23 protein-coding genes are annotated in these 21,798 nt (G+C 52.0%); 18 read left to right on the top strand and 5 right to left on the bottom strand.

Going from position 1 to position 21,798, the window contains the following annotated elements:
* Positions 1–27: 27 nt before the first annotated feature.
* The 16 genes from thpR (at position 28) to ACOTX4_RS14900 (ending at position 14,243) form a co-directional block, all read left to right on the top strand.
* Positions 28–582, top strand: coding sequence for an RNA 2',3'-cyclic phosphodiesterase (gene thpR / locus ACOTX4_RS14975; protein WP_003856249.1), 555 nt, complete (start codon positions 28–30; stop codon positions 580–582).
* The gene (sfsA, locus tag ACOTX4_RS14970; RefSeq protein WP_003856251.1) at positions 572–1,276 is read left to right on the top strand and encodes a DNA/RNA nuclease SfsA; all 705 of its coding nucleotides are present in this window, start codon (positions 572–574) and stop codon (positions 1,274–1,276) included. Before thpR ends, sfsA begins: the two co-directional genes overlap by 11 nt.
* Before the next feature lie 176 nt (positions 1,277–1,452).
* The gene (gene dksA / locus ACOTX4_RS14965) at positions 1,453–1,908 is read left to right on the top strand and encodes an RNA polymerase-binding protein DksA (protein ID WP_001155232.1); all 456 of its coding nucleotides are present in this window, start codon (positions 1,453–1,455) and stop codon (positions 1,906–1,908) included.
* Positions 1,909–1,967: 59 nt separating this feature from the next.
* On the top strand, positions 1,968–2,858 hold the full coding sequence (gluQRS, locus tag ACOTX4_RS14960; RefSeq protein ID WP_063937942.1) for a tRNA glutamyl-Q(34) synthetase GluQRS: 891 nt from the start codon (positions 1,968–1,970) through the stop codon (positions 2,856–2,858).
* A 42-nt stretch (positions 2,859–2,900) separates the two neighbouring features.
* Complete coding sequence (gene pcnB, locus ACOTX4_RS14955) at positions 2,901–4,298, top strand: polynucleotide adenylyltransferase PcnB (RefSeq protein WP_071785222.1); 1,398 nt, start codon at positions 2,901–2,903, stop codon at positions 4,296–4,298.
* Complete coding sequence (folK, locus tag ACOTX4_RS14950; RefSeq protein WP_032608527.1) at positions 4,295–4,774, top strand: 2-amino-4-hydroxy-6-hydroxymethyldihydropteridine diphosphokinase; 480 nt, start codon at positions 4,295–4,297, stop codon at positions 4,772–4,774. Before pcnB ends, folK begins: the two co-directional genes overlap by 4 nt.
* Before the next feature lie 123 nt (positions 4,775–4,897).
* Entirely contained in the window at positions 4,898–5,689 is a 792-nt protein-coding gene (gene panB / locus ACOTX4_RS14945; protein WP_003856280.1) for a 3-methyl-2-oxobutanoate hydroxymethyltransferase, read from the top strand.
* Positions 5,690–5,700: 11 nt separating this feature from the next.
* A complete protein-coding gene (gene panC / locus ACOTX4_RS14940) occupies positions 5,701–6,552 on the top strand; it encodes a pantoate--beta-alanine ligase (RefSeq protein WP_003856282.1) in 852 nt (283 codons plus the stop codon).
* A 31-nt stretch (positions 6,553–6,583) separates the two neighbouring features.
* On the top strand, positions 6,584–6,964 hold the full coding sequence (gene panD / locus ACOTX4_RS14935) for an aspartate 1-decarboxylase (protein WP_003856284.1): 381 nt from the start codon (positions 6,584–6,586) through the stop codon (positions 6,962–6,964).
* A 276-nt stretch (positions 6,965–7,240) separates the two neighbouring features.
* Positions 7,241–7,849, top strand: a complete 609-nt coding sequence (locus tag ACOTX4_RS14930) for a fimbrial protein (RefSeq protein ID WP_045331001.1) — start codon at positions 7,241–7,243, stop codon at positions 7,847–7,849.
* An 80-nt stretch (positions 7,850–7,929) separates the two neighbouring features.
* Positions 7,930–8,673, top strand: coding sequence for a fimbrial chaperone (locus tag ACOTX4_RS14925; protein WP_003856286.1), 744 nt, complete (start codon positions 7,930–7,932; stop codon positions 8,671–8,673).
* Between the two features lie 79 nt (positions 8,674–8,752).
* Positions 8,753–11,344: an outer membrane usher protein gene (locus tag ACOTX4_RS14920; RefSeq protein ID WP_022650408.1), complete on the top strand. Its 2,592-nt coding sequence runs from the start codon at positions 8,753–8,755 to the stop codon at positions 11,342–11,344.
* A gap of 28 nt (positions 11,345–11,372) precedes the next feature.
* The gene (locus ACOTX4_RS14915) at positions 11,373–11,945 is read left to right on the top strand and encodes a fimbrial protein (protein ID WP_003856288.1); all 573 of its coding nucleotides are present in this window, start codon (positions 11,373–11,375) and stop codon (positions 11,943–11,945) included.
* A 26-nt stretch (positions 11,946–11,971) separates the two neighbouring features.
* The gene (locus tag ACOTX4_RS14910; protein WP_045330980.1) at positions 11,972–12,535 is read left to right on the top strand and encodes a fimbrial protein; all 564 of its coding nucleotides are present in this window, start codon (positions 11,972–11,974) and stop codon (positions 12,533–12,535) included.
* A 14-nt stretch (positions 12,536–12,549) separates the two neighbouring features.
* A complete protein-coding gene (locus ACOTX4_RS14905; protein WP_022650406.1) occupies positions 12,550–13,158 on the top strand; it encodes a fimbrial-like protein in 609 nt (202 codons plus the stop codon).
* An 11-nt stretch (positions 13,159–13,169) separates the two neighbouring features.
* Positions 13,170–14,243 carry a fimbrial protein StkG gene (locus tag ACOTX4_RS14900; RefSeq protein ID WP_003856292.1) on the top strand — a complete coding sequence of 358 codons (1,074 nt, stop codon included), beginning with the start codon at positions 13,170–13,172 and terminating at the stop codon, positions 14,241–14,243.
* A gap of 1 nt (position 14,244) precedes the next feature.
* Here ACOTX4_RS14900 and ACOTX4_RS14895 read toward each other — a convergent pair whose 3' ends face one another.
* From ACOTX4_RS14895 to ACOTX4_RS14880, 4 genes are all read right to left on the bottom strand, one after another.
* Positions 14,245–15,492, bottom strand: a complete 1,248-nt coding sequence (locus tag ACOTX4_RS14895; RefSeq protein WP_003856293.1) for a polysaccharide deacetylase family protein — start codon at positions 15,490–15,492, stop codon at positions 14,245–14,247.
* A gap of 63 nt (positions 15,493–15,555) precedes the next feature.
* Complete coding sequence (locus ACOTX4_RS14890) at positions 15,556–15,996, bottom strand: PTS sugar transporter subunit IIA (protein ID WP_003856295.1); 441 nt, start codon at positions 15,994–15,996, stop codon at positions 15,556–15,558.
* Between the two features lie 106 nt (positions 15,997–16,102).
* A complete protein-coding gene (locus ACOTX4_RS14885) occupies positions 16,103–16,873 on the bottom strand; it encodes an ABC transporter permease (RefSeq protein WP_023324161.1) in 771 nt (256 codons plus the stop codon).
* Positions 16,870–17,796, bottom strand: a complete 927-nt coding sequence (locus ACOTX4_RS14880) for an ABC transporter ATP-binding protein (protein WP_003856300.1) — start codon at positions 17,794–17,796, stop codon at positions 16,870–16,872. Before ACOTX4_RS14880 ends, ACOTX4_RS14885 begins: the two co-directional genes overlap by 4 nt.
* 107 nt (positions 17,797–17,903) lie before the next feature.
* On the opposite strand from ACOTX4_RS14880, the gene can reads away from it, so the two are divergent.
* On the top strand, positions 17,904–18,566 hold the full coding sequence (gene can, locus ACOTX4_RS14875) for a carbonate dehydratase (protein WP_003856301.1): 663 nt from the start codon (positions 17,904–17,906) through the stop codon (positions 18,564–18,566).
* 64 nt (positions 18,567–18,630) lie between these two features.
* Here can and hpt read toward each other — a convergent pair whose 3' ends face one another.
* Positions 18,631–19,167 carry a hypoxanthine phosphoribosyltransferase gene (gene hpt, locus ACOTX4_RS14870; RefSeq protein ID WP_003856303.1) on the bottom strand — a complete coding sequence of 179 codons (537 nt, stop codon included), beginning with the start codon at positions 19,165–19,167 and terminating at the stop codon, positions 18,631–18,633.
* A 206-nt stretch (positions 19,168–19,373) separates the two neighbouring features.
* On the opposite strand from hpt, the gene ACOTX4_RS14865 reads away from it, so the two are divergent.
* Positions 19,374–21,764 carry a glucose/quinate/shikimate family membrane-bound PQQ-dependent dehydrogenase gene (locus ACOTX4_RS14865; RefSeq protein ID WP_003856304.1) on the top strand — a complete coding sequence of 797 codons (2,391 nt, stop codon included), beginning with the start codon at positions 19,374–19,376 and terminating at the stop codon, positions 21,762–21,764.
* The last annotated feature ends 34 nt before the right edge of the window (positions 21,765–21,798 follow it).

Here is a 21,798-nt window from a genome sequence, read left to right as displayed (position 1 = left end):
GGCGCATATCATTACCGAGTCTTGCGCATGTCTGAGTCTAAACGGCTATTCTTCGCCATTGAATTACCCACCACGCTTCAACGGCAGATTGTTCGCTGGCGCGCCAGCCACTTCCCCGCGGAAGCGGGCCGCCCCGTCGTCGCCGCCAATATGCACCTGACGTTAGCCTTTCTTGGTGAAGTAAGCGCTGAAAAGCAGCGCGCGTTAAGCGCAATGGCCGGACGCATTTCGCAGCCGGGGTTTACGCTGCATCTTGACGATGCCGGGCAATGGCTGCGCTCTAGGGTGGTCTGGCTGGGGACGCGGCAGCCCCCTCGCGGACTGCTACAGCTCGCCAACATGCTGCGGGCGCAGGCCGCGCGCAGCGGCTGTTATCAGAGCCCGCAGCCGTTTCATCCCCACATTACCCTGCTGCGCGATGCGGGTCAGGCCGTTGCCATCCCGCCACCGGGCTTTCACTGGTCCTTTCAGGTGAATGAATTTGCGCTGTACGAATCTGCCTTTGTACAAGGACGCACCCGCTATACTCCGCTCCAGCGCTGGACGCTGGGCGACACGTTAAGGAATCCTGATGAAGTTTAGTCCTGCACTCCAGCCCGCCACGCTGATCCAGCGTTACAAACGCTTTCTCGCTGATGTGATCACCCCTGCGGGCGAAACGCTCACGCTGCACTGCCCTAACACCGGCGCCATGACCGGTTGCGCCACGCCGGGTGACACGGTCTGGTATTCCACATCAGAAAATACTAAACGCAAATATCCCCATACCTGGGAAATGACCGAGACGCAAAGCGGGGCATTTATTTGCGTTAATACCCTGCGCGCAAATCAGCTGGTTAAGGAAGCTCTGACAAATGGAATGCTTCCTGAACTGGTGGGTTACGGCACGCAAAAAAGCGAAGTGAAATATGGCGATGAAGGCAGCAGAATTGATTTTATGTTACAGGCGGAAGACCGCCCTGAGTGCTATATTGAAGTGAAATCAGTGACGTTAGCGGAACAGGAAAACGGCTTCTTTCCGGATGCGGTAACGCTACGTGGCCAGAAGCATCTGCGAGAGCTAATGAGTGTAGCGGCGGCGGGCAAGCGCGCCGTGTTGCTGTTTGCGGTTCTGCATTCAGCCATTGAACGGTTTTCCCCGGCCCGTCATATTGATCCTAAATACGCGCAATTGTTGAATGAGGCACAAAAGCAGGGGGTAGAGATTTTCGCTTATAAAGCGGAACTTTCTGCCGATAATATGACTCTGAGATCCTCTCTTCCCATTGTCTTATAAGGGATTAGACGATTGACTAATAAGTGTTCTGGCCGCGTGCGCAAATACGCTTTTCCTCACAGGGTTGTCAAGTGTTACGTTTAGATAATTGCCATACGGAAAAGCATCTGCTATTTATAGCGACCTGATTTTTCCCCCAACACGGGGATCGATAGTGCGTGTTAAGGAGAAGCAACATGCAAGAAGGGCAAAACCGTAAAACATCGTCCCTGAGTATTCTCGCCATCGCTGGGGTGGAGCCGTATCAAGAGAAGCCGGGCGAAGAGTATATGAACGAAGCCCAGCTGTCGCACTTCAAGCGTATTCTTGAAGCATGGCGTAATCAACTCAGGGATGAAGTCGATCGCACCGTTACACATATGCAGGACGAAGCTGCTAACTTCCCGGACCCGGTCGACCGTGCCGCTCAGGAAGAAGAGTTCAGCCTCGAACTGCGTAACCGTGACCGCGAGCGCAAACTGATCAAAAAGATCGAAAAAACGCTGAAGAAGGTCGAGGACGAAGATTTTGGCTACTGCGAATCCTGCGGTGTTGAAATCGGTATTCGTCGCCTGGAAGCGCGTCCAACAGCCGATCTGTGCATCGACTGTAAAACGCTGGCAGAAATCCGCGAAAAACAGATGGCTGGCTAACGCCTGCCCTCTCACTACTCTGCTAAGGCGGGAGTCTCTCCCGCCTTGTTACTGTTGATATGTCTGAATCTCACTATATCGGGCGCTTTGCGCCATCTCCCTCCGGTGAATTACACTTCGGCTCATTAATTGCCGCGCTTGGCAGCTACCTACAGGCTCGCGCCCGTCAGGGTCAATGGCTGGTCCGCATTGAAGATATCGATCCTCCGCGTGAAGTTCCCGGTGCAGCAGAAACTATTCTGCGTCAGCTGGAACATTACGGTCTTCACTGGGACGGCGACGTACTCTGGCAGTCTCAACGCCATGATGCCTACCGTGAACGTCTGGCGTGGCTTGCTGAACAGGGCCTTTCCTATAACTGCACCTGCACGCGGGCGCGAATTCAAAGCGTGGGTGGCGTTTACGACGGCCACTGTCGTACGCGGCACAACGGTCCTGAGAATGCTGCCGTACGGCTGATACAGCGTTCTCCGGTGACGCAGTTTACCGACGTTCTCTCAGGAACCATTCAGGCGGATGAACGCCTGGCGCGTGAAGATTTTATTATTCACCGTCGTGATGGTTTGTTTGCCTATAACCTGGCGGTGGTTGTCGATGACCATTTCCAGGGCGTCACGGAAATCGTGCGCGGGGCGGATCTGGTTGAGCCTACCGTGCGGCAAATATCGCTTTACCAGCAGTTTGGCTGGACGGTGCCGGATTACATCCATCTGCCGCTGGCGGTCAATGAACAGGGAAATAAGCTGTCGAAACAGAATCATGCCCCGGCGCTGCCTGACGGCGATCCGCGCCCGGTTTTGATCGACGCGCTGCGATTTCTCAACCAGAATGTAACGCAGGAATGGCAGGATCTGAGTCTGGATGAATTGCTGAAAACGGCCATTGCTGACTGGGCGCTTATCACCGTGCCAAAAATCCAGCATTCTCAAATGCGTTGCGCTGAGCTATGATTAGCCGCTTTTTTGATAACAAAACACACTACGAGGTGTACTATTTTTACCCGAGTCGCTAATTTTTGCCGTAAAGTGCTGAGCCGCGAAGAGAGCATGGCGAACGACGCTATTGCACAGCCACACATGTCGGTCATTCCGCGTGAGCAGCACAATATTTCCCGCAAAGATATCAGTGAAAATGCCCTCAAGGTGCTCTATCGTCTGAATAAAGCAGGCTACGAGGCCTATCTCGTCGGCGGCGGGGTGCGCGATTTACTGCTGGGCAAAAAACCAAAAGATTTCGACGTGACGACCAGCGCCACGCCTGAGCAGGTGCGTAAATTATTCCGCAACTGCCGTCTGGTTGGCCGCCGTTTCCGTCTGGCGCACGTGATGTTTGGACCAGAAATCATTGAAGTGGCGACCTTCCGCGGTCACCACGAAGCGGGCGTCAACGATCGCACGACTTCCCAGCGCGGCCAAAATGGCATGCTGCTGCGCGACAACATCTTCGGCTCTATTGAAGAAGATGCTCAGCGTCGCGATTTCACCATCAACAGCCTTTACTACAGCGTGGCGGATTTTACCGTGCGCGATTACGTCGGCGGTATGCAGGATCTGAAAGACGGCCTGATTCGCCTGATCGGCACGCCGGAAACGCGCTATCGCGAAGATCCGGTCCGAATGCTGCGCGCCGTGCGTTTCGCCGCCAAGCTGAACATGCGTATCAGTCCGGAAACCGCAGAGCCGATCCCGCGCCTGGCGACGCTGATTAACGACGTCCCCCCTGCCCGTCTGTTTGAGGAGTCGTTAAAGCTGCTCCAGGCAGGCTACGGGTTTGAAACCTACAATTTGCTGCGTGAATACAACCTGTTCCAGCCGCTGTTCCCGACCATTACCCGCTACTTCACCGAAAACGGTGACAGCGCAATGGAGCGGATGATTGCACAGGTGCTGAAGAACACAGATACCCGTATTCATAACGATATGCGCGTGAATCCGGCGTTCCTGTTCGCGGCCATGTTCTGGTATCCGCTGCTGGAAACGGCGCAGCGCATCACTCAGGAGAGTGGTCTCGCCTATTATGATGCGTTCGCGCTGGCGGCAAACGACGTGCTGGACGAAGGCTGTCGCACGCTGGCGATCCCGAAACGTATTACCACGCTGGTGCGTGATATCTGGCAGCTTCAGCTGCGTATGTCCCGCCGTCAGGGTAAACGCGCCTGGAAGCTGATGGAGCATCCTAAGTTCCGCGCCGCGTTCGATTTGCTCTCTCTGCGTGCTGAAGTCGAAAGAAACCAGGAGCTACAGCGTCTGGCGCAGTGGTGGGGAGAATTTCAGGTCTCTGCACCACCAGAGCAGAAAGATATGCTTACGGATCTGGATGACGAGCCGGCACCGCGCCGTCGTCACCGTCGCCCGCGCAAACGCGCACCGCGTCGTGAAGGCACGGCATGACCCTTGCGTATATCGCCATCGGCAGCAATCTGGCCTCTCCGCTGGAGCAGGTTAACGCTGCTGTGCAGGCGCTGGGGAAGATCCCGCAAAGCCGCATCGTCGCGCTGTCCTCATTTTACCGTACGCCGCCGCTCGGCCCGCAGGATCAGCCTGATTATCTGAACGCCGCCGTGGTGCTGGAAACGACCCTTGACGCAGAAACGCTGCTGGATAATACCCAGCGTATTGAGCTACAGCAGGGTCGCGTCCGCAAAGCCGAACGCTGGGGACCGCGCACCCTCGATCTCGATATTATGCTTTTCGGCCACGAGGTGATTAACACCGAACGCCTCACCGTTCCGCATTACGACATGAAAAACCGCGGGTTTATGCTCTGGCCGCTGTTTGAAGTCGCGCCCGATCTCACCTTCCCTGACGGCGCCTCGCTGCAAGCCGTTCTGCAAAATCTCAACGCGGATAAACCGACCCGCTGGTAATCCCGCCTCTGCATCGATTAACCATTCCTTATTTGCGGTTAATCGATTGCCTAAAATCATTGTTCCCTCGAATGTTACTGTTAGAATGCGCAAAGATTCGCTATTGGGCCATCAGGAAACAGTATGAAACCAACCACCATCTCCTTATTGCAGAAATGCAAACAGGAAAAAAAACGCTTCGCCACTATCACCGCGTATGACTACAGCTTCGCAAAACTGTTTGCCGAAGAAGGGATCAACGTCATGCTGGTCGGGGACTCGTTAGGGATGACGGTACAAGGACATGATTCCACTCTGCCGGTCACGGTCGAGGATATTGCTTACCATACCCGCGCCGTGCGCCGGGGTGCGCCCGCCTGCCTGCTGCTTTCCGATCTGCCGTTTATGGCGTATGCCACCCCGGAACAGGCCTTTGAAAATGCGGCGACAGTGATGCGTGCTGGCGCCAATATGGTCAAAATCGAAGGCGGCGCCTGGCTGGTCGATACGGTAAAAATGCTTACCGAACGCGCCGTGCCGGTTTGTGGTCATTTGGGGCTAACGCCGCAGTCTGTCAACATCTTTGGCGGATATAAGGTGCAGGGCCGAGGCGATGCGGCGCAGACGCTGTTTGATGATGCCGTGGCGCTGGAAGCCGCGGGCGCACAGCTGCTGGTGCTGGAGTGTGTGCCGGTTGAGCTGGCTAAGCGTATCACTGAGGCGCTGTCGATTCCGGTGATCGGCATCGGCGCGGGCAACGTCACCGATGGCCAGATTCTGGTCATGCACGACGCCTTCGGGATCACCGGCGGCCACATTCCAAAATTTGCTAAAAATTTCCTGACAGAAGCAGGCGACATGCGTGCTGCTGTGCGGCAGTATATTGCCGAGGTTGAGTCCGGCGTTTATCCGGGCGAAGAACACAGTTTCCATTAAGGAGTCCAGGTGTGCTAATCATAGAAACTCTGCCGCTGCTGCGCCAGCATATCCGCCGTGCACGTCAGGAAGGTAAACGTATCGCCCTTGTTCCAACCATGGGCAACCTGCACGACGGCCATATGAAGCTGGTCGATGAAGCGAGAGCCCGTGCAGATATTGTGGTAGTCAGTATCTTCGTTAACCCGATGCAGTTCGATCGCGAAGACGATCTGGCGCGCTACCCACGTACCTTGCAGGAAGATTGCGAGAAGCTCAAAAAACGTCATGCGGATATCGTCTTCGCTCCGGCCCCCGCAGATGTATATCCCCAGGGCACCACTGAATCGACCTACGTCGATGTGCCGGGTATTTCGACCATGCTGGAGGGCGCCAGCCGCCCGGGCCATTTCCGTGGCGTTTCTACCATCGTCAGCAAGCTGTTTAACCTGGTGCAGCCGGACATCGCCTGTTTTGGCGAGAAAGATTTCCAGCAGCTGGCGCTGATCCGCAAAATGGTTGCCGATATGGGCTACGACATTGAGATAGTCGGCGTACCGATTGTGCGTGCGAAAGATGGCCTGGCGCTCAGCTCCCGTAACGGCTATCTGACCGCCGAACAGCGTAAAATTGCGCCGGGTTTAAGCAAAGTCATGAATACCATGGCAGAGCAACTGCTGGCAAAAGAGTTAACCGCAGAAGAAATTATCGCTCTGGCTGAACAGGCGCTGAACGAGAAAGGTCTTCGTGCTGACGACGTTCAAATTCGGGATGCCGATACGCTTCTGGCGCTTACAGAGACCAGCAAACGTGCGGTAATTCTGGTGGCGGCATGGCTCGGCCAGGCCCGCCTTATCGATAACAAAGTGGTTGAACTGGCGTAGTTTTACTACCCGGAAGTGAAAGGTAAACGTAATGATTCGCAAAATGCTACAAGGTAAGCTTCACCGTGTGAAAGTCACCCAGGCCGACCTGCACTATGAAGGCTCCTGCGCGATTGACCAGGATTTTCTCGACGCGGCGGGTATTCTCGAAAACGAAGCTATTGATATCTGGAACGTTAATAACGGCAAACGCTTTTCAACGTACGCGATTGCCGCTGAACGCGGATCTAAAATCATCTCCGTTAATGGGGCAGCAGCGCACTGCGCGGACGTAGGCGATATCGTCATTATTGCCAGCTTTGTGATGATGTCTGACGAAGAAGCACGTCGCTGGCAGCCTAAAGTGGCCTACTTTGAAGGCGATAATGAGATGAAACGTACCGCGAAGGCGATTCCGGTGCAGGTTGCCTGATAATATTTATCCCACGACCCATTCTTGTGCATTTATTAAATGAATGGGTCTTTAAAAAGCATTTATTGAATTAATATCCAGCTCTTCCCGCCCCACCAGACAAACACACCATATTGATAACAAATAACTTTAAATTTACTAAACTATTCTTTTAGTTTAAATCACGCACAATATCTACATTTCATTGAGATTAACAATATAATTCGCCACGAAATTTAATTTCAAATAAAAGCTTTACAGGCACTTATTATTTACTCAACGAATATGGATATTGAAATGATTTCTAAAAAATATGGTTTGCCAATTGCACTAGCAAGCGTTCTGGCTGCGGGTTCAGCGGTAGCAGCAGATTCTGACACCGGGACTATTACTTTCCACGGCATGGTTTCTAACAATACTTGCCAGGTCTCCCTTGACCAGAAAATCGATCAAAACGGTAACGATTTTGACGTAACCCTGGACACTGTATTTGTACGTGATTTTTCAACCGCACTGGGTACCACCAGCACCTTGGGTGAAAAGAAATTCTCCCTTTCTCTGACCGGTTGTGATACCGAGACTGCGAAGAAAGCGTCTGCCCAGTTCTCTTCATGGGCGGGTTCTTCTTCTACAGAAGGCGGTCTGCTGGTGCCACCAAGCAATGCACAGGGTTCTGCTAAGAACGTTAACCTGGTGCTGTCAAACGACGGTAACTCAGCTACCGATCAGATTAAAATTGACCAGACCAACAACACTCAGAAAGCAACTATTGATGCGACTTCTGGCGCAGGAAACCTGTACTACCGCGTAGCATACACCCAGGGTCAGGGCTGGAATGCAACAAGCAACCCAGTATCTGCTGGTACCGTGCAGGCACAGGTTGCCTTCACCATGATTTACGAATAAGAGATTCGTAAACTTTAAATTAAGCAATCCTTCATGATAAATGAGGGATTGCTTGTGTAATTCCAAAAGGAAGTGGAAAAATGTCTCATTCAATCTTTATTAAAAATTTTAAAGCCGCATTGCTCGCAACTGCTTTTTTGGCCGCATCGAATGCAAGTGCGGACATTGTTATTTCCGGCACCCGTATTATCTACCCACAGTCATCGAAGGATGTCGTCGTTAATCTCGATAACCATGGAACCAAACCGCTTTTGGTTCAAACCTGGCTTGATGATGGGCGTGATGGCGTAAACCCGGAAGAGTTGAAGCTTCCTTTTATCATTACCCCTCCGGTATCCCGCATTGACCCGAAAAAAGGCCAATCCGTACGTATTACCTACACAGGTATACCTTTACCACAGGATCGTGAATCGCTTTTCTGGTTCAATGTCCTGGAGATTCCGCCAAAATCAAAAGCTGCGGATAAAGAGAATCTTAACCAGCTTCAGCTGGCATTCAGAACGCGTATTAAATTCTTTTACCGACCAGACGGGTTAAAAGGCTCGGCAGGTGAAGCCGCTGAGCATTTGACATGGACGCAGAAAAAAGAGGGGAACGCAGTTAAGCTTGTTGCCCATAATAACTCACCCTATAACGTCTCCGTTTCAGCGGTCACCATTAAAGCCAGTCAAAAAACATACGACGTTGATCATAAGGCCGTTCCACCGTTTAGTGATACCACAATGACGGTGAAAGGCTTAGCTTCTGCCGTAAATGGTAAAGTCGAGTTTGATACCATTAATGATTATGGCGGCACAGACCATCACGAAGCTGGACTTAAATAGAACACGCTTTAATACACATAATAATTGATAGCATTAACTCTGTGGAGAGTTCTCTCTACACTGATTAAGTGGATGTGCCATGTTATTTAAACGTTCTCTTTTATGTCTTGCGATAAGCGCAGCATTGCCTTTTTATGCTTGCGCAGAAAATATCACGCCAGCAAAAGATTTGCCTGATAATGAAGAAGAGGTCGAGTTTAACGATCAATTTCTTTTAAATGGCAGTGCTAGTATTGATATTAATCGTTTTTCACATGGCAACCCGGTTTTACCGGGGACCTATCGCACTAAGATCAACCTGAACGGTAAACTGAAGTCTACCGTGGAGGTCACGTTTAAAGATAACGGAACACCTCGTGCGACACCGTGCATAACAAAACTGCTGCTGTCACAATCGGGTGTCGACACCAGCACATTGCCTGACGGACCGGAAGACGATGAAACCTGCGTCGATATTAAAAAATCCTTCCCTGGCGCTACGGTTAGCTATGACAGTGGCAAGCAGGCAATGGATTTTAATTTTCCGCAGATTTATGTGCTGAAACGCCCGGCAGGCTATGTCGATCCATCGTTGTGGGATAATGGGATCCCTGCCGCTCTGCTCTCTTATGACATGAACGGGTGGCGTAGCGAGAACAACGGCAGTACATCAGAAAGTGCATATGTAGGATTACGCTATGGTCTGAATATGGGGCCATGGCGTCTGCGCTCGCGTGGCAATTTTAACTGGGACAAAGATAGTGGCACAAAATATTCCAGTCAGGATGTCTATTTGCAGCGCGATATTACACCGTTGAGCGCCCAGTTTGTCATCGGCGACTCTTACACGCGTGGCGAGGTATTTAACTCTATGAGCCTTCGCGGTGCACGCATGTACAGTGACGATCGCATGTTGCCAATGGGGTCCACAGGCTACGCTCCTGTCATCCGGGGTGTCGCGAACAGTAACGCGAAGGTCAGCGTCACGCAGAGCGGCAATAAGATCTATGAAACCTCGGTGCCACCAGGCGCGTTTGAAATAAACGACCTGAGTACCACAGGTTACGGTAATGATTTACTGGTAACGATTGAAGAAGCGGACGGCAGCAAACGCTCTTTTACCGTACCCTTTTCATCCGTTACTCAGATGCTCCGTCCGGGAGCCTCTCGCTGGGACGTCGGTTTAGGTGAATTAAATGACGATTCACTGATTGATGCGCCTAAAGTGGGTTACGGTACCCTTTACTATGGCCTGAATAATACGTTCACGGGTTATATTGGCGCACAATATACCGATATGGATTTTTATGCCGGTATTCTCGGCGTGGCAATGAATACCCCTGTTGGTGCGTTTGCATTCGACGTTACGCAATCATACGCAGATATTGAGGGGCTGGATAAATTAAGCGGTCAAAGTTATCGTTTAACGTACAGTAAAATGATTGAGTCGACGAATACTTCCTTTAACGTTGCGGCTTATCGTTTCTCGACGGAAGACTACCTGACGCTTAACGATGCGGCGCAACTTCAGGACAGTATTAAGCACCAGAAATACTCAAACCGTAGCTATGACTCAAACGAAGCGTTATATGCAGACTACCAGCGCACCAAAAATCAGGTGCAAATTAGTCTTAACCAACCGCTAACATCCGGAGAGGACAATTATGGCTCCCTGTATGTAAGCGGCACCTGGCAGGATTACTGGAACGCTACGGGCTCAACTTCCAATTATAATATTGGTTATAACAATAGCTTCACCTATGGCAGCTACAGCCTGTCATTACAGCGAACCTATGATCAGAACGGCAAGAAAGACGACAGCGTTTATTTAAGCCTGAGCATTCCATTAAGTGTATTCTCAAAAGATAGAGGGAATTCTGGTGGATTCTCGAACATTAACATGGGATTACGTTCCGACCTTAAAGGCGGCACAAGCTTTAACACGTCCGCGGGTGGAAATACGCAAGATAATAAGGTGAGTTATTCCGTTAGCGCCTCGTCAAACAGCGGTAATTATGGTGACCTGAATCAGATAAGCGGCTACGGGTCCTATAACAGTGAATATGGCCCGCTGGGTTTATCTGCCTCTTTTGGCGATGACAACAGTAAACAATATTCTGCCTCCTATAGCGGTGGCATGGTATTGCATTCAGGGGGCATCGCATTTGCGCCAGGGAGTATTGGTGACAACGATGCGCTGGCGCTGGTCAAAGCGAGTGGCGCGAAAGGTGCCGGTATCGGCTTTGGTAACAGTGAAATAGGCAGTTCCGGCTATGGCATTCTGCCTTATATGTCTGCCTACCGTGAAAACCGCGTATACCTTGATATCAGCACGCTGGAAAACGATGTTGAAATTAAAAACACCAGTGAAATTACGGTTCCCCGCAGTGGTTCCGTTGTGCTGGTTGATTTTGTAACCGATGAAGGTCGTTCATTAATTTTAGAACTTAAGCGCACCGATAACGGATTTATTCCTTTAGGCGCTGATGTTTTAAATGAAAAAAATGAATCAATTGGCACCGTAGGGCAGGCGGGGCAAGCCTATGTCCGCGGCGTTGAAGATGAAGGCACGCTTCATGTTGTCTGGGGAAGCGATAAAGACAGTAAGTGTGACGTGCATTATAACGTCTCATCACATGCTCAAAAAGTAGGACTTACAACGGTACTCAGCAATCAAGTGTGCCAGATGTAATTATTCGGGAAAATAGACGAGAGTTTGTATGAAAAAAAATCTTTATAGCCTGTCAGCCGTTGCCATGACGATGCTGGCGTTATCAGGTGCAGCGCTCGCCGAGGGCACGAATCTCGATGTTAACTTCACGGCTAATATCCGTGAAACCACTTGTGATATGAAACTGGTTGGTGGTGAGGGTTCCGATACTCAGCAAACGCTGAAAATCGGTGGCGGTCAGGTGCGCCTTGACGATGTCAAAGCTGGCACCGCAAATGCCAATTTCAAAATCGTGATCGTTGAGTGCCCGGCATCTCTGACCTCATTGAAAACCACAGTATCGGGAACACGCTCTGGTTATTTATTCTCCGGCCTTGTTAACTCAATATTAAAAACCGCCGGAGGCGCAGACTACTCTGCTGTTGAAATTGCCAGAGCCAGCACACCGGATGCCCCGTTTATCATTAACTCCAAAGACGATTCGGAGCGCCTGGTCTGGACCCCTACAGAAATCCAGAATAAAGAAGTTCAATTGGTAGCCACATTGCGTGAAACCAAAGCTAACAGCATGACAGTTGGTGATTTCCAGGCCGTGGCAACTTTCGAGTTTAGCTACGAGTAATTGGCGCAGGAAAACGGAGCAATATTATGAAATTTAAATCAACTTTAATCGCCCTGTCCGTTTCTACCCTTCTCTTCTCTGGAGTGGTAAGCGCTGCAATTACAGGCACCGATAGTGTCAGTATGACGATTCAAACAAAGGTAGTTTCAGGCACCTGTACAGCAAAAGTGCTCAACGGCGCAGGTACTGCATCCACTGAAATTGCATTTGGCGATGTATACAAATCGGATCTGGTGAATAAAACCCGCGTCGAGCCGCTCAAAATAAGCTTCACTAACTGTTCTGGGGTAACGAAGGCAACGGTCGCTGCCGCGAAAGGCGCTGGCGGAGAATGTAGTGGTATAGCCAAAAATGGTGACTCTTTCTCTGGCGGCTTAGCAACGGGCTTTGAAATCTGGTCCGGCACTGTCGATACAGGCTTGTTGATGAGCTGTAACACGCCTCCGGCGGCTCAGGAAGTCACCATTACTGACGGCGCGGGTGAATTCCCGATGAACTCTCGTATTGTCATAGGCCAAGGCATGGCGATTAGTGATGTTGGCACAGGTGCGGTTACCGCTCCGGTAACGTTTACCGTCACCTATCAATAATTCCAGGTACCATCATGCAACAATCACCGTTTAATTTACACCAGCCCGGTCTTGTGTTGCTTATCGGTCTGGCTGGTAGCACTCTGCCTGGCATATGCCAGGCAGGTTCAGGTGTGGATGTAAACCTGACAGCAAATATTGTTAATAATACCTGTCGGCTAAGCGTCGAAAACGGCGGAGAGATCACTTTGCCGACCGTGACACGAGACTGGTTTTATAACAGCGACAAGAGCGATCGTCTATCGCCAACCGATGATGAAGCAGGAACGCCTTTTACGATCCACGTAGATGACTGCTACGCGAGCAGTACAGAAGGCGCAACGATTAACAAACTGAAATTTAGTTTTGCTCCGCAAAATGGTTTCTGGAGTAATCACAACCAGGTCTTTAAAAACGATGCCACAGCCGGTGCGGCTGAAAATGTGGGTATCGTTATTTTTTCAGATGCGTTCAAAACTAACGTCCTGAACAGCGACGGGACATCAAACGTTATTTACGATGTCAGTGGAAGTAGCGAGAACTATATAAAGGATTATGGATTTTACGCGCGTTATCAGAACGTTGGAACTATCACCAGCGGCGCTGTGATGAGTAATGTTCTGGTTAACGTAAGCTATGAATAAAGGGATTTAGGATGAAAAAATATCTTACTATATTAGCGTTAGCGGCGTTCGGGCTGTCTGGCGCAGCGCATTCCGCGTTAGAATGTAAATTTAACAGTAATGATACGCTGCTCATTATGTCTCCGGGCACACAGCCGGTCATTACACCTCTGCCTGTTGGTACGGTAACGACACCCGTGCAGATCAGTAACACTATTATTATGGAAACAACCCCAGCATTAACATCAAGTTGCGAAGTTGGTGACGATGGTGAAAATGTTTACCAGATGACGAACAATGCAATGCTTTGGGGGGAGATCGATGGCAAAGCCACTTTTCGTACAAACATCCCCGGGATTGTTTACACGCTGGCATTCTATCCTGATGGCAATGGTGTAACGGCCTGGTTCCCACCCAATCCAAATGAGTTTTATCTCACGGGTAACGATCATGATAACGAAGATGCTGTAAAAGGAAAAACCTGGCACGTTCGTATGGAGTTCTGGCAGACAAACGGATTCACCGGTGTTCCCAACGACGAAGACTTCCTGACCGCAAGCAGTGGTCCAATCGGTCAAATTATCCTCGGTAATCCAAATGGAACGACAGTAGAAGATCACCCTCGCCCTCTGGTGAATATGTCTCAGATGTCGTTCAGTATTCCATTAAATCGCCCGACCTGTGCCTTACGTGCGCCCACAACGGTAAACCTTGGTGACTGGTATCCCGCGGAGGTCGAAAGCGGGAATACCAGCAAAGTCGAGTTCCATGTGACGGGTACATGCGTGAATACCATCGGCGTTTACTATACGCTATCCTCCACGCACACCACCGCAGATAAGAAATATTTTACCAATACCGTGGAGAGTTCAGGTGGTGTGACTGCGGCAGGTGGCGTTGGCGTTATGATTCTGGATAGCCAGAATGATAATTATCCTGTGCCAGCGAATGGCAGCAAGCACGTCATCGCGGTGGGTGAAGTGTACGGCGATCCCGTGAGTATTTTAGACAAATCAATTTGGGCCAAACTGGTTAAGATCGGCAGCGATCCGGTAACCGTCGGTGTTTTCGGCACCACCGTGACCATTCAGACCACGTACGAATAACCTACCCCTGCGGCTGATTACTGATCAGCCGCGACATGGTCTCCAGCGAATCCGTTCTTAAAATATACAGACGTTTCAGTAAGAACGGATTATCCCCCGGCTTCACCTTCCCTTTCACCGTGGTCACCGCCAGATGAAACCCCGCATCGTTCGCCGCTTTAATCGCTTTATTGTCATAGCCGCCAAACGGATACGACACATACAACACGCGCGGGTTGAACTGCGCCAGTGCACGACGTGATCGTTCAAAATCAAACAGGATCACGTGATAGCTACGGCTCAACAGGATGGGGTGTTTATAGCCATCCACGCGATGCAGGAAATGGGTGTGAGACTGAATGTCGAACACATCCTGGATGCCCTTGATTTCCTGAACGCTCATAAACTGTAGCGATTTTGGATCCCACTTCTGCGGATGGCCTTTGATACGTGATGAAATTATAAACGCCGTCGCGTTGAAGCCATATTCTTTCAGAACAGGGTACGCGTAGCGGCTCACCGATTTGAGACCATCATCAAAGGTGATCACCACTGCTTTCGCGGGTAGGTTCATCTTGTTACGCACGTACCCTTCAAGCTGGTACATCGTCAGCGTGGTATAGCCTTGATCGCGTAACCAGGCCATCTGATTATTAAACGCACGTACGCTGGTCGTCGTGGAGGTATGTCGAAAACGGGTGTTCTCTTCATCACGCAAAATATGATGGTAAGTCAGAACCGGTAGCCCGTTATCTTCCTGTGCATCGAGGCTGCTGATCCACGCCAGACGATTACCGATGCGAATTTGAAACCAGGTCTGGTTCAGGCGGTCTTTCAGCTTATTCAGAATCGGATAGCGAAGATTGGCGCTTAAGGTGCCAAAGGGCGCGCTTCCGCTGCTGGGGGCGTTATACACCGGCGTGTCTTTCCAGGTAATGAGGTTTTGATTACTGAGCGGCTTGTTCAAGTCACCCAGGCTATCCTCAACGCGTTGTTTGCCCTGAACTTTTTCAAGGTGGTCTTTATCAATAAACCCCGTACCGAATCCGAAACGAAATTCATAGTAATCCGCCGCGGCCGGAAAGACAGCGAGGATCTGCCCGGCGCGAACATTCCCTACATTCACGACGGCATTTCCCACCTGCGCCCAGATGGCCGCATCTTCGGTGGTTTGCATATATTGGGCAGGAAGGCCTTGCTGACTGGTCAGGCTGGCAGACGCACCACCGGAAACCAGCAGCAGAAGGATAAAGATAACGCGCATAAGCATGGGATATAAATCGATACGGAAAATCAGTCGCCATTGTAGCAAAAGCGACATCAATACCAATGTTTAATGCTTATACAGATCGTGAAGCAGAACGAAAGGCGGGTTCTTCTGCTGCTGGTGCCACAGGCTGCTCACGCCCGGGGAGCCCTGCGCCACAATGGCGTGGCGAAACTCAGCGCTGCTCAACGTTGCGCGCAGCGGATACATCGCTTCGAGTAAAGGCAGGCTGATACCGGAGATCACTTCACAATTATCATGCTTATGGCTCATTAACGCCGCTGAACGGTAAGGCGCCGCGCCCGATTTGTCGGTGAGAAAAATCACGCCATCACCGGTGTCGGTTTCATGCAGCGCGTCGCACATCATCCGGCTGAGCATGTTGGTGCTTAACCCTCGCCAGTAATTTACAGCACGGCATTGCGCCAGGGGACCAAACCGGGCCTCCAGCTTCAGCAGCATTTCCTGCGCCACTTCATCGTGGCAGGTGATCACCCATCCCAGCATAACGTCTCTCCTTAGCAGGCGAGTAGTTTACCGAAGTGAAGGTTAGTTTACGGTGATAACTGTCAAAGAAAGCGCCCGGCAAACAGAACGTCTGCCGGGCAGAAGGTTAGCTACGCAGCCCACGTCCACGCTGGATCAGATACCAGCACAGCAGGTAGAAGGCGATAATGAACACCACCAGCACCACCACCGTGGTAAACAGCGGGACATCGGTAATGCCGAGGAAACCAAAGCGGAAGCCGCTGATCATGTAGACAATCGGGTTCAGGTGCGAGAGTGCCTGCCAGAACGGCGGCAGCAGCGTCAGGGAGTAAAACACCCCGCCGAGGTAGGTCAGCGGCGTCAGCACAAAGGTCGGGATCAGGCTGATGTCGTCAAAGGTTTTAGCGAACACCGCATTCAGCAAGCCGGCCAGCGAGAACAGAATCGCGGTGAGCAGCAGCGTCAGCGCCACGAAAAGCCAGGAGTGAACCTGAAACGGCACGAAGAACAGCGAAATGGCCGTTACCAGGATACCCACGCACAGCCCGCGCGCCACGCCGCCGCCCACGTAACCGGCGATGATGACGTGCGTTGGCACCGGCGCCACCAGCAGCTCTTCAATGTTGCGCTGGAACTTGGCGCTGAAGAATGAGGACGCCACGTTCGCGTAGGCGTTGGTGATCACCGCCATCATGATCAGGCCCGGCACGATAAACTGCATATAGGTGAAGCCGTGCATCTCACCAATGCGGGAGCCAATAAGGTTGCCGAAAATGATGAAGTAGAGCGTCATGGTGATCACCGGCGGCACCAGGGTTTGCACCCAGATACGCATAAAGCGGTTAATCTCTTTCGCCCAGATGCTTTTCAGCGCGACCCAGTAAAGATGCGTCATGCCTTGTCTCCTTGTTTGTCGTGCACCAGAGAGACAAACAGCTCTTCCAGTCGGTTTGCTTTGTTACGCATGCTTAATACCTGAATGCCCTGCGCACTCAACTGTGAGAACACGCTGTTAATACCCTGCTCGCGCAGCACTTCTACCTCCAGCGTCGAGGTATCGACCAGGCGATAGTTGTAGCCCTCCAGTTTCGGCAGCGCGCTTTTCGCCGCCAGATCGAGGATAAAGGTCTCTGATTTGAGCTTGGAGAGCAGATTCTTCATCGAGGTGTTTTCCACCAGCTCACCGTGCTGAATGATGCCGATATTGCGGCACAGCATTTCCGCCTCTTCCAGGTAGTGCGTGGTCAGAATGATGGTGGTGCCTTTGTCGTTCAGATCTTTCAGGAAACCCCACATGGAGCGACGCAGTTCAATATCCACACCAGCGGTCGGCTCATCAAGGATAAGCAGCTTTGGCTCGTGCATCAGCGCGCGGGCAATCATCAGGCGGCGCTTCATCCCTCCGGACAACATCCGCGCGCGCTCGTTACGTTTCTCCCACAGATCAAGCTGTTTCAGGTACTTTTCGCTGCGCTCAAGCGCCTCTTTGCGCTCCACGCCATAGTAACCCGCCTGGTTAACAACAATCTGCTGTACCGTCTCAAACGGGTTAAAGTTGAACTCCTGCGGCACCAGCCCCAACTGGCGCTTGGCGTTGACCACATCTTTTTGCAGATCGTAGCCAAACACGCTGACGCGGCCCGAGGTTTTATTGACCAGTGAACTGATGATCCCGATGGTGGTGGATTTCCCTGCCCCGTTCGGCCCCAGAAGCGCGTAGAAATCTCCCGCTTCGACTTTAAGATCTATCCCGCGCAGCGCCTGAACGCCCCCCGGGTAGGTTTTTTTGAGCTGTTCAAGCTCCAGTGCAATCGCCATGAATTCAACTTACCTTAAGTTCTGACACACGTTGTGTGGTTTCATTAAAAGTCGGGTTACCCTATAGTAGCGCAACGCAATCACTTGGTTACAGGTCGCTAACCTCCATGAACGACATTGATACACTCATCAGCAACAATGCACTATGGTCAAAAATGCTGGTGGAGGAAGACCCCGGATTTTTTGGAAAACTCGCGCAAGCGCAGAACCCGCGCTTTCTCTGGATTGGATGTTCCGACAGCCGCGTCCCCGCCGAACGTCTGACTGGTCTTGAACCTGGCGAACTGTTTGTTCACCGCAATGTGGCTAACCTGGTTATTCATACCGATCTCAACTGCCTTTCGGTTGTTCAGTATGCCGTCGACGTTCTTGAGGTTGAGCACATCATTATTTGTGGTCACTACGGCTGCGGCGGCGTGCAGGCGGCAGTCGAAAATACAGAGCTGGGGTTAATCGATAACTGGCTGCTGCACATTCGTGATATCTGGTTCAAACATAGCTCACTGCTGGGCGAAATGCCGCAGGAGCGCCGTCTCGACACGCTGTGTGAGCTGAACGTGATGGAGCAGGTGTATAACCTGGGCCATTCGACGATTATGCAGTCTGCCTGGAAACGCGGGCAGAAGGTCTCTATCCACGGCTGGGCGTACGGTATTCACGACGGCCTACTGCGCAATCTGGAAGTGACCGCCACCAACCGCGAAACGCTGGAACAGCGTTACCGCTCGGGAATTGCCAACCTCAAGCTTAAGCACGTTAACCATAAATAACAAAGCCGGGGGTTTTCACCCTCTCCCTGTGGGAGAGGGCTGGGGTGAGGGCATCAGCCCGCAATTATTCGTCCAGAATCACCACTTTCCCAACATACGGCAGATGGCGATAACGCTGTGCGTAATCAATGCCATAACCCACCACGAACTCATCCGGGATGGAGAAACCAACGAACTCCACCGGCACCTGCACTTCACGGCGCTCAGGCTTATCCAGCAGAGTACAAATCGCCAGTGATTTAGGTTCACGCAGGCTCAGGATCTCACGCACTTTAGAGAGCGTGTTGCCGGAGTCGATGATGTCCTCAACAATCAACACATCTTTGCCACGAATATCTTCATCCAGATCTTTCAGGATTTTCACATCACGGGTTGTGGACATGCCGCTGCCGTAACTGGAGGCGGTCATAAAATCGACCTCGTGCGGCACCTGCACTTCACGGCACAGGTCTGCCATGAACATGAAAGAGCCACGCAACAAACCGACCAGCACCATTTCGCTGCCGCTGTCCTTGTAATGTTCGGTGATTTGACGACCCAGTTCGGCGATACGCGCTTTGATCTCGGCTTCCGGGATCATCACTTCAACAGTATGTTTCATATTACTAACCAAATGATTTTAGTGAAAATCTCTCAATGCGGATGACTCTCGCTCCGGCATCGATACGCAAGTCAGCCATTATACCAGTAAATGGATAAGCCTGGCGTATGAGTTATAAAAAGCAATATTTGTGATTCCGATCACAGTTGTTAATACCTATAATTAATTGCTAGCAAATAATTAACAAAACTGACGAGTACTTTTCTATGGCTGAAACAAAAACTAAACAGCCGCGTCTACTGGTGACATTAACAGCCGCGTTTGCCGCATTCTGCGCGCTGTATTTGTTAATCGGTGGCGTATGGCTGGTCGCGATTGGCGGCTCCTGGTACTACCCGATTGCGGGTCTGGTTATGGTTGGCGTAACCGTCCTGCTTTTACGCAGAAAACAATCTGCTCTGTGGTTGTACGCAGCGTTACTGCTCGCAACCATGATCTGGGGCGTCTGGGAAGTCGGGTTCGACTTCTGGGCGCTGACGCCGCGCAGCGACATTCTGGTCTTCTTCGGTATCTGGCTGATCCTGCCGTTTGTCTGGCGTCGTCTGATTGTCCCTTCCAGTGGCGCCGTGGCCGGTCTGGTCGTTGCTCTGCTGATTAGTGGCGGCATCCTGACCTGGGCCGGTTTTAACGACCCGCAGGAGATCAATGGCACGCTGAACGCGGAATCCACGCCGGCTGCGGCTATTTCGCAGGTGGCGGACGGTGACTGGCCTGCTTATGGTCGTAACCAGGAAGGTCAACGCTACTCCCCGCTGAAGCAGATCAACGCGGACAACGTGAAAAACCTGAAGGAAGCCTGGGTATTCCGTACCGGCGACCTGAAGATGCCAAACGATCCGGGTGAGCTGACCAACGAAGTGACCCCGATTAAAGTGGGCAACATGCTCTACCTGTGTACGGCGCACCAGCGCCTGTTCGCGCTCGACGCGGCCACCGGTAAAGAGAAATGGCACTTTGATCCACAGCTGAACTCCAACCCGTCGTTCCAGCACATCACCTGCCGCGGCGTCTCTTACCACGAAGCGCGCGCAGATAATGCCAGCCCGGAAGTCATTGCCGACTGTCCTCGCCGCATTATGCTGCCGGTGAACGATGGCCGCCTGTTTGCCATCAATGCTGAGACCGGTAAGCTGTGCGAAACCTTCGCTAACAAAGGCATTCTGAATCTTCAGACCAACATGCCGGACACTACGCCGGGTCTGTATGAGCCGACCTCCCCGCCAATCATCACTGATAAAACCATCGTGATTGCCGGTTCGGTAACGGATAACTTCTCTACCCGCGAAACCTCCGGCGTTATCCGTGGTTTCGACGTGAACACCGGTAAACTGCTGTGGGCCTTCGACCCGGGCGCGAAAGATCCTAACGCGATCCCATCCGATGAACACACCTTTACCTTTAACTCACCGAACTCCTGGGCACCGGCAGCGTATGACGCGAAGCTGGACCTGGTTTACCTGCCGATGGGCGTGACCACGCCGGATATCTGGGGCGGTAACCGCACGCCGGAGCAGGAACGTTACGCCAGCTCCATCGTGGCGCTGAACGCAACGACCGGTAAACTGGCATGGAGCTACCAGACCGTTCACCACGATCTGTGGGATATGGATATGCCGTCCCAGCCGACGCTGGCGGACATTACCGTTAACGGTAAAACCGTTCCGGTCATTTACGCCCCGGCCAAAACCGGCAACATCTTCGTGCTGGATCGCAGCAACGGTAAGCTGGTTGTTCCTGCGCCAGAAAAACCGGTTCCGCAGGGCGCGGCCAAAGGCGACTACGTTACCAAAACGCAGCCGTTCTCTGACCTGAGCTTCCGTCCGAAGAAAGATCTCAGCGGTGCAGACATGTGGGGTGCCACCATGTTTGACCAGCTGGTGTGCCGCGTGATGTTCCATCAACTGCGCTATGAAGGCATCTTCACGCCGCCTTCAGAGCAGGGCACGCTGGTCTTCCCGGGTAACCTGGGGATGTTCGAGTGGGGTGGGATCTCCGTTGACCCTAACCGTCAGGTCGCCATCGCTAACCCAATGGCGCTGCCGTTCGTTTCCCGTCTGATCCCACGCGGTCCGGGTAACCCAATGGAGCAGCCGAAAGATGCGAAAGGCAGCGGTACCGAAGCCGGTATCCAGCCGCAGTATGGCGTTCCTTATGGTGTGACCCTGAATCCGTTCCTTTCTCCGTTCGGTCTGCCGTGTAAACAGCCTGCCTGGGGTTATATCTCCGGTCTGGATCTGAAGACCAATAAGATCGTCTGGAAAAAACGTATTGGTACGCCACAGGACAGCATGCCGTTCCCGATGCCTGTTCCAGTGCCGTTCAATATGGGTATGCCAATGCTGGGTGGCCCAATCTCCACCGCCGGTAACGTGCTGTTTATCGCGGCAACCGCAGATAACTACCTGCGCGCGTACAACATGACCAACGGTGAAAAACTGTGGCAAGGCCGTCTGCCAGCCGGTGGACAGGCAACGCCGATGACCTATGAAGTGAATGGCAAACAGTATGTTGTCATCTCCGCGGGTGGTCACGGTTCGTTTGGCACGAAGATGGGCGACTATATTGTCGCGTATGCACTGCCTGACGACGCTAAGTAACGAAAAAGCCCGGTGGCGCTAACGCATACCGGGC

Source organism: Enterobacter cloacae complex sp. IR5459, from assembly GCF_049238005.1.
GTDB classification, from domain to species: domain Bacteria; phylum Pseudomonadota; class Gammaproteobacteria; order Enterobacterales; family Enterobacteriaceae; genus Enterobacter; species Enterobacter hormaechei_C.
This window is presented reverse-complemented; position numbering and strand designations above follow the sequence as displayed.

Excerpts from the sequence above, each read along its gene's own strand:
- can (WP_003856301.1), top strand. The coding sequence starts at position 17,904 with ATGAACGACATTGATACACTCATCAGCAACAATGCACTATGGTCAAAA.
- dksA (WP_001155232.1), top strand. The coding sequence starts at position 1,453 with ATGCAAGAAGGGCAAAACCGTAAAACATCGTCCCTGAGTATTCTCGCC.
- panD (WP_003856284.1), top strand. The coding sequence starts at position 6,584 with ATGATTCGCAAAATGCTACAAGGTAAGCTTCACCGTGTGAAAGTCACC.
- ACOTX4_RS14865 (WP_003856304.1), top strand. The coding sequence starts at position 19,374 with ATGGCTGAAACAAAAACTAAACAGCCGCGTCTACTGGTGACATTAACA.
- ACOTX4_RS14910 (WP_045330980.1), top strand. The coding sequence starts at position 11,972 with ATGAAATTTAAATCAACTTTAATCGCCCTGTCCGTTTCTACCCTTCTC.
- ACOTX4_RS14900 (WP_003856292.1), top strand. The coding sequence starts at position 13,170 with ATGAAAAAATATCTTACTATATTAGCGTTAGCGGCGTTCGGGCTGTCT.
- sfsA (WP_003856251.1), top strand. The coding sequence starts at position 572 with ATGAAGTTTAGTCCTGCACTCCAGCCCGCCACGCTGATCCAGCGTTAC.
- ACOTX4_RS14915 (WP_003856288.1), top strand. The coding sequence starts at position 11,373 with ATGAAAAAAAATCTTTATAGCCTGTCAGCCGTTGCCATGACGATGCTG.
- gluQRS (WP_063937942.1), top strand. The coding sequence starts at position 1,968 with ATGTCTGAATCTCACTATATCGGGCGCTTTGCGCCATCTCCCTCCGGT.
- ACOTX4_RS14920 (WP_022650408.1), top strand. The coding sequence starts at position 8,753 with ATGTTATTTAAACGTTCTCTTTTATGTCTTGCGATAAGCGCAGCATTG.
- ACOTX4_RS14890 (WP_003856295.1), bottom strand. The coding sequence starts at position 15,996 with ATGCTGGGATGGGTGATCACCTGCCACGATGAAGTGGCGCAGGAAATG.
- ACOTX4_RS14885 (WP_023324161.1), bottom strand. The coding sequence starts at position 16,873 with ATGACGCATCTTTACTGGGTCGCGCTGAAAAGCATCTGGGCGAAAGAG.
- ACOTX4_RS14895 (WP_003856293.1), bottom strand. The coding sequence starts at position 15,492 with ATGCTTATGCGCGTTATCTTTATCCTTCTGCTGCTGGTTTCCGGTGGT.
- hpt (WP_003856303.1), bottom strand. The coding sequence starts at position 19,167 with ATGAAACATACTGTTGAAGTGATGATCCCGGAAGCCGAGATCAAAGCG.
- thpR (WP_003856249.1), top strand. The coding sequence starts at position 28 with ATGTCTGAGTCTAAACGGCTATTCTTCGCCATTGAATTACCCACCACG.
- panB (WP_003856280.1), top strand. The coding sequence starts at position 4,898 with ATGAAACCAACCACCATCTCCTTATTGCAGAAATGCAAACAGGAAAAA.
- folK (WP_032608527.1), top strand. The coding sequence starts at position 4,295 with ATGACCCTTGCGTATATCGCCATCGGCAGCAATCTGGCCTCTCCGCTG.
- ACOTX4_RS14930 (WP_045331001.1), top strand. The coding sequence starts at position 7,241 with ATGATTTCTAAAAAATATGGTTTGCCAATTGCACTAGCAAGCGTTCTG.
- ACOTX4_RS14925 (WP_003856286.1), top strand. The coding sequence starts at position 7,930 with ATGTCTCATTCAATCTTTATTAAAAATTTTAAAGCCGCATTGCTCGCA.
- ACOTX4_RS14905 (WP_022650406.1), top strand. The coding sequence starts at position 12,550 with ATGCAACAATCACCGTTTAATTTACACCAGCCCGGTCTTGTGTTGCTT.
- ACOTX4_RS14880 (WP_003856300.1), bottom strand. The coding sequence starts at position 17,796 with ATGGCGATTGCACTGGAGCTTGAACAGCTCAAAAAAACCTACCCGGGG.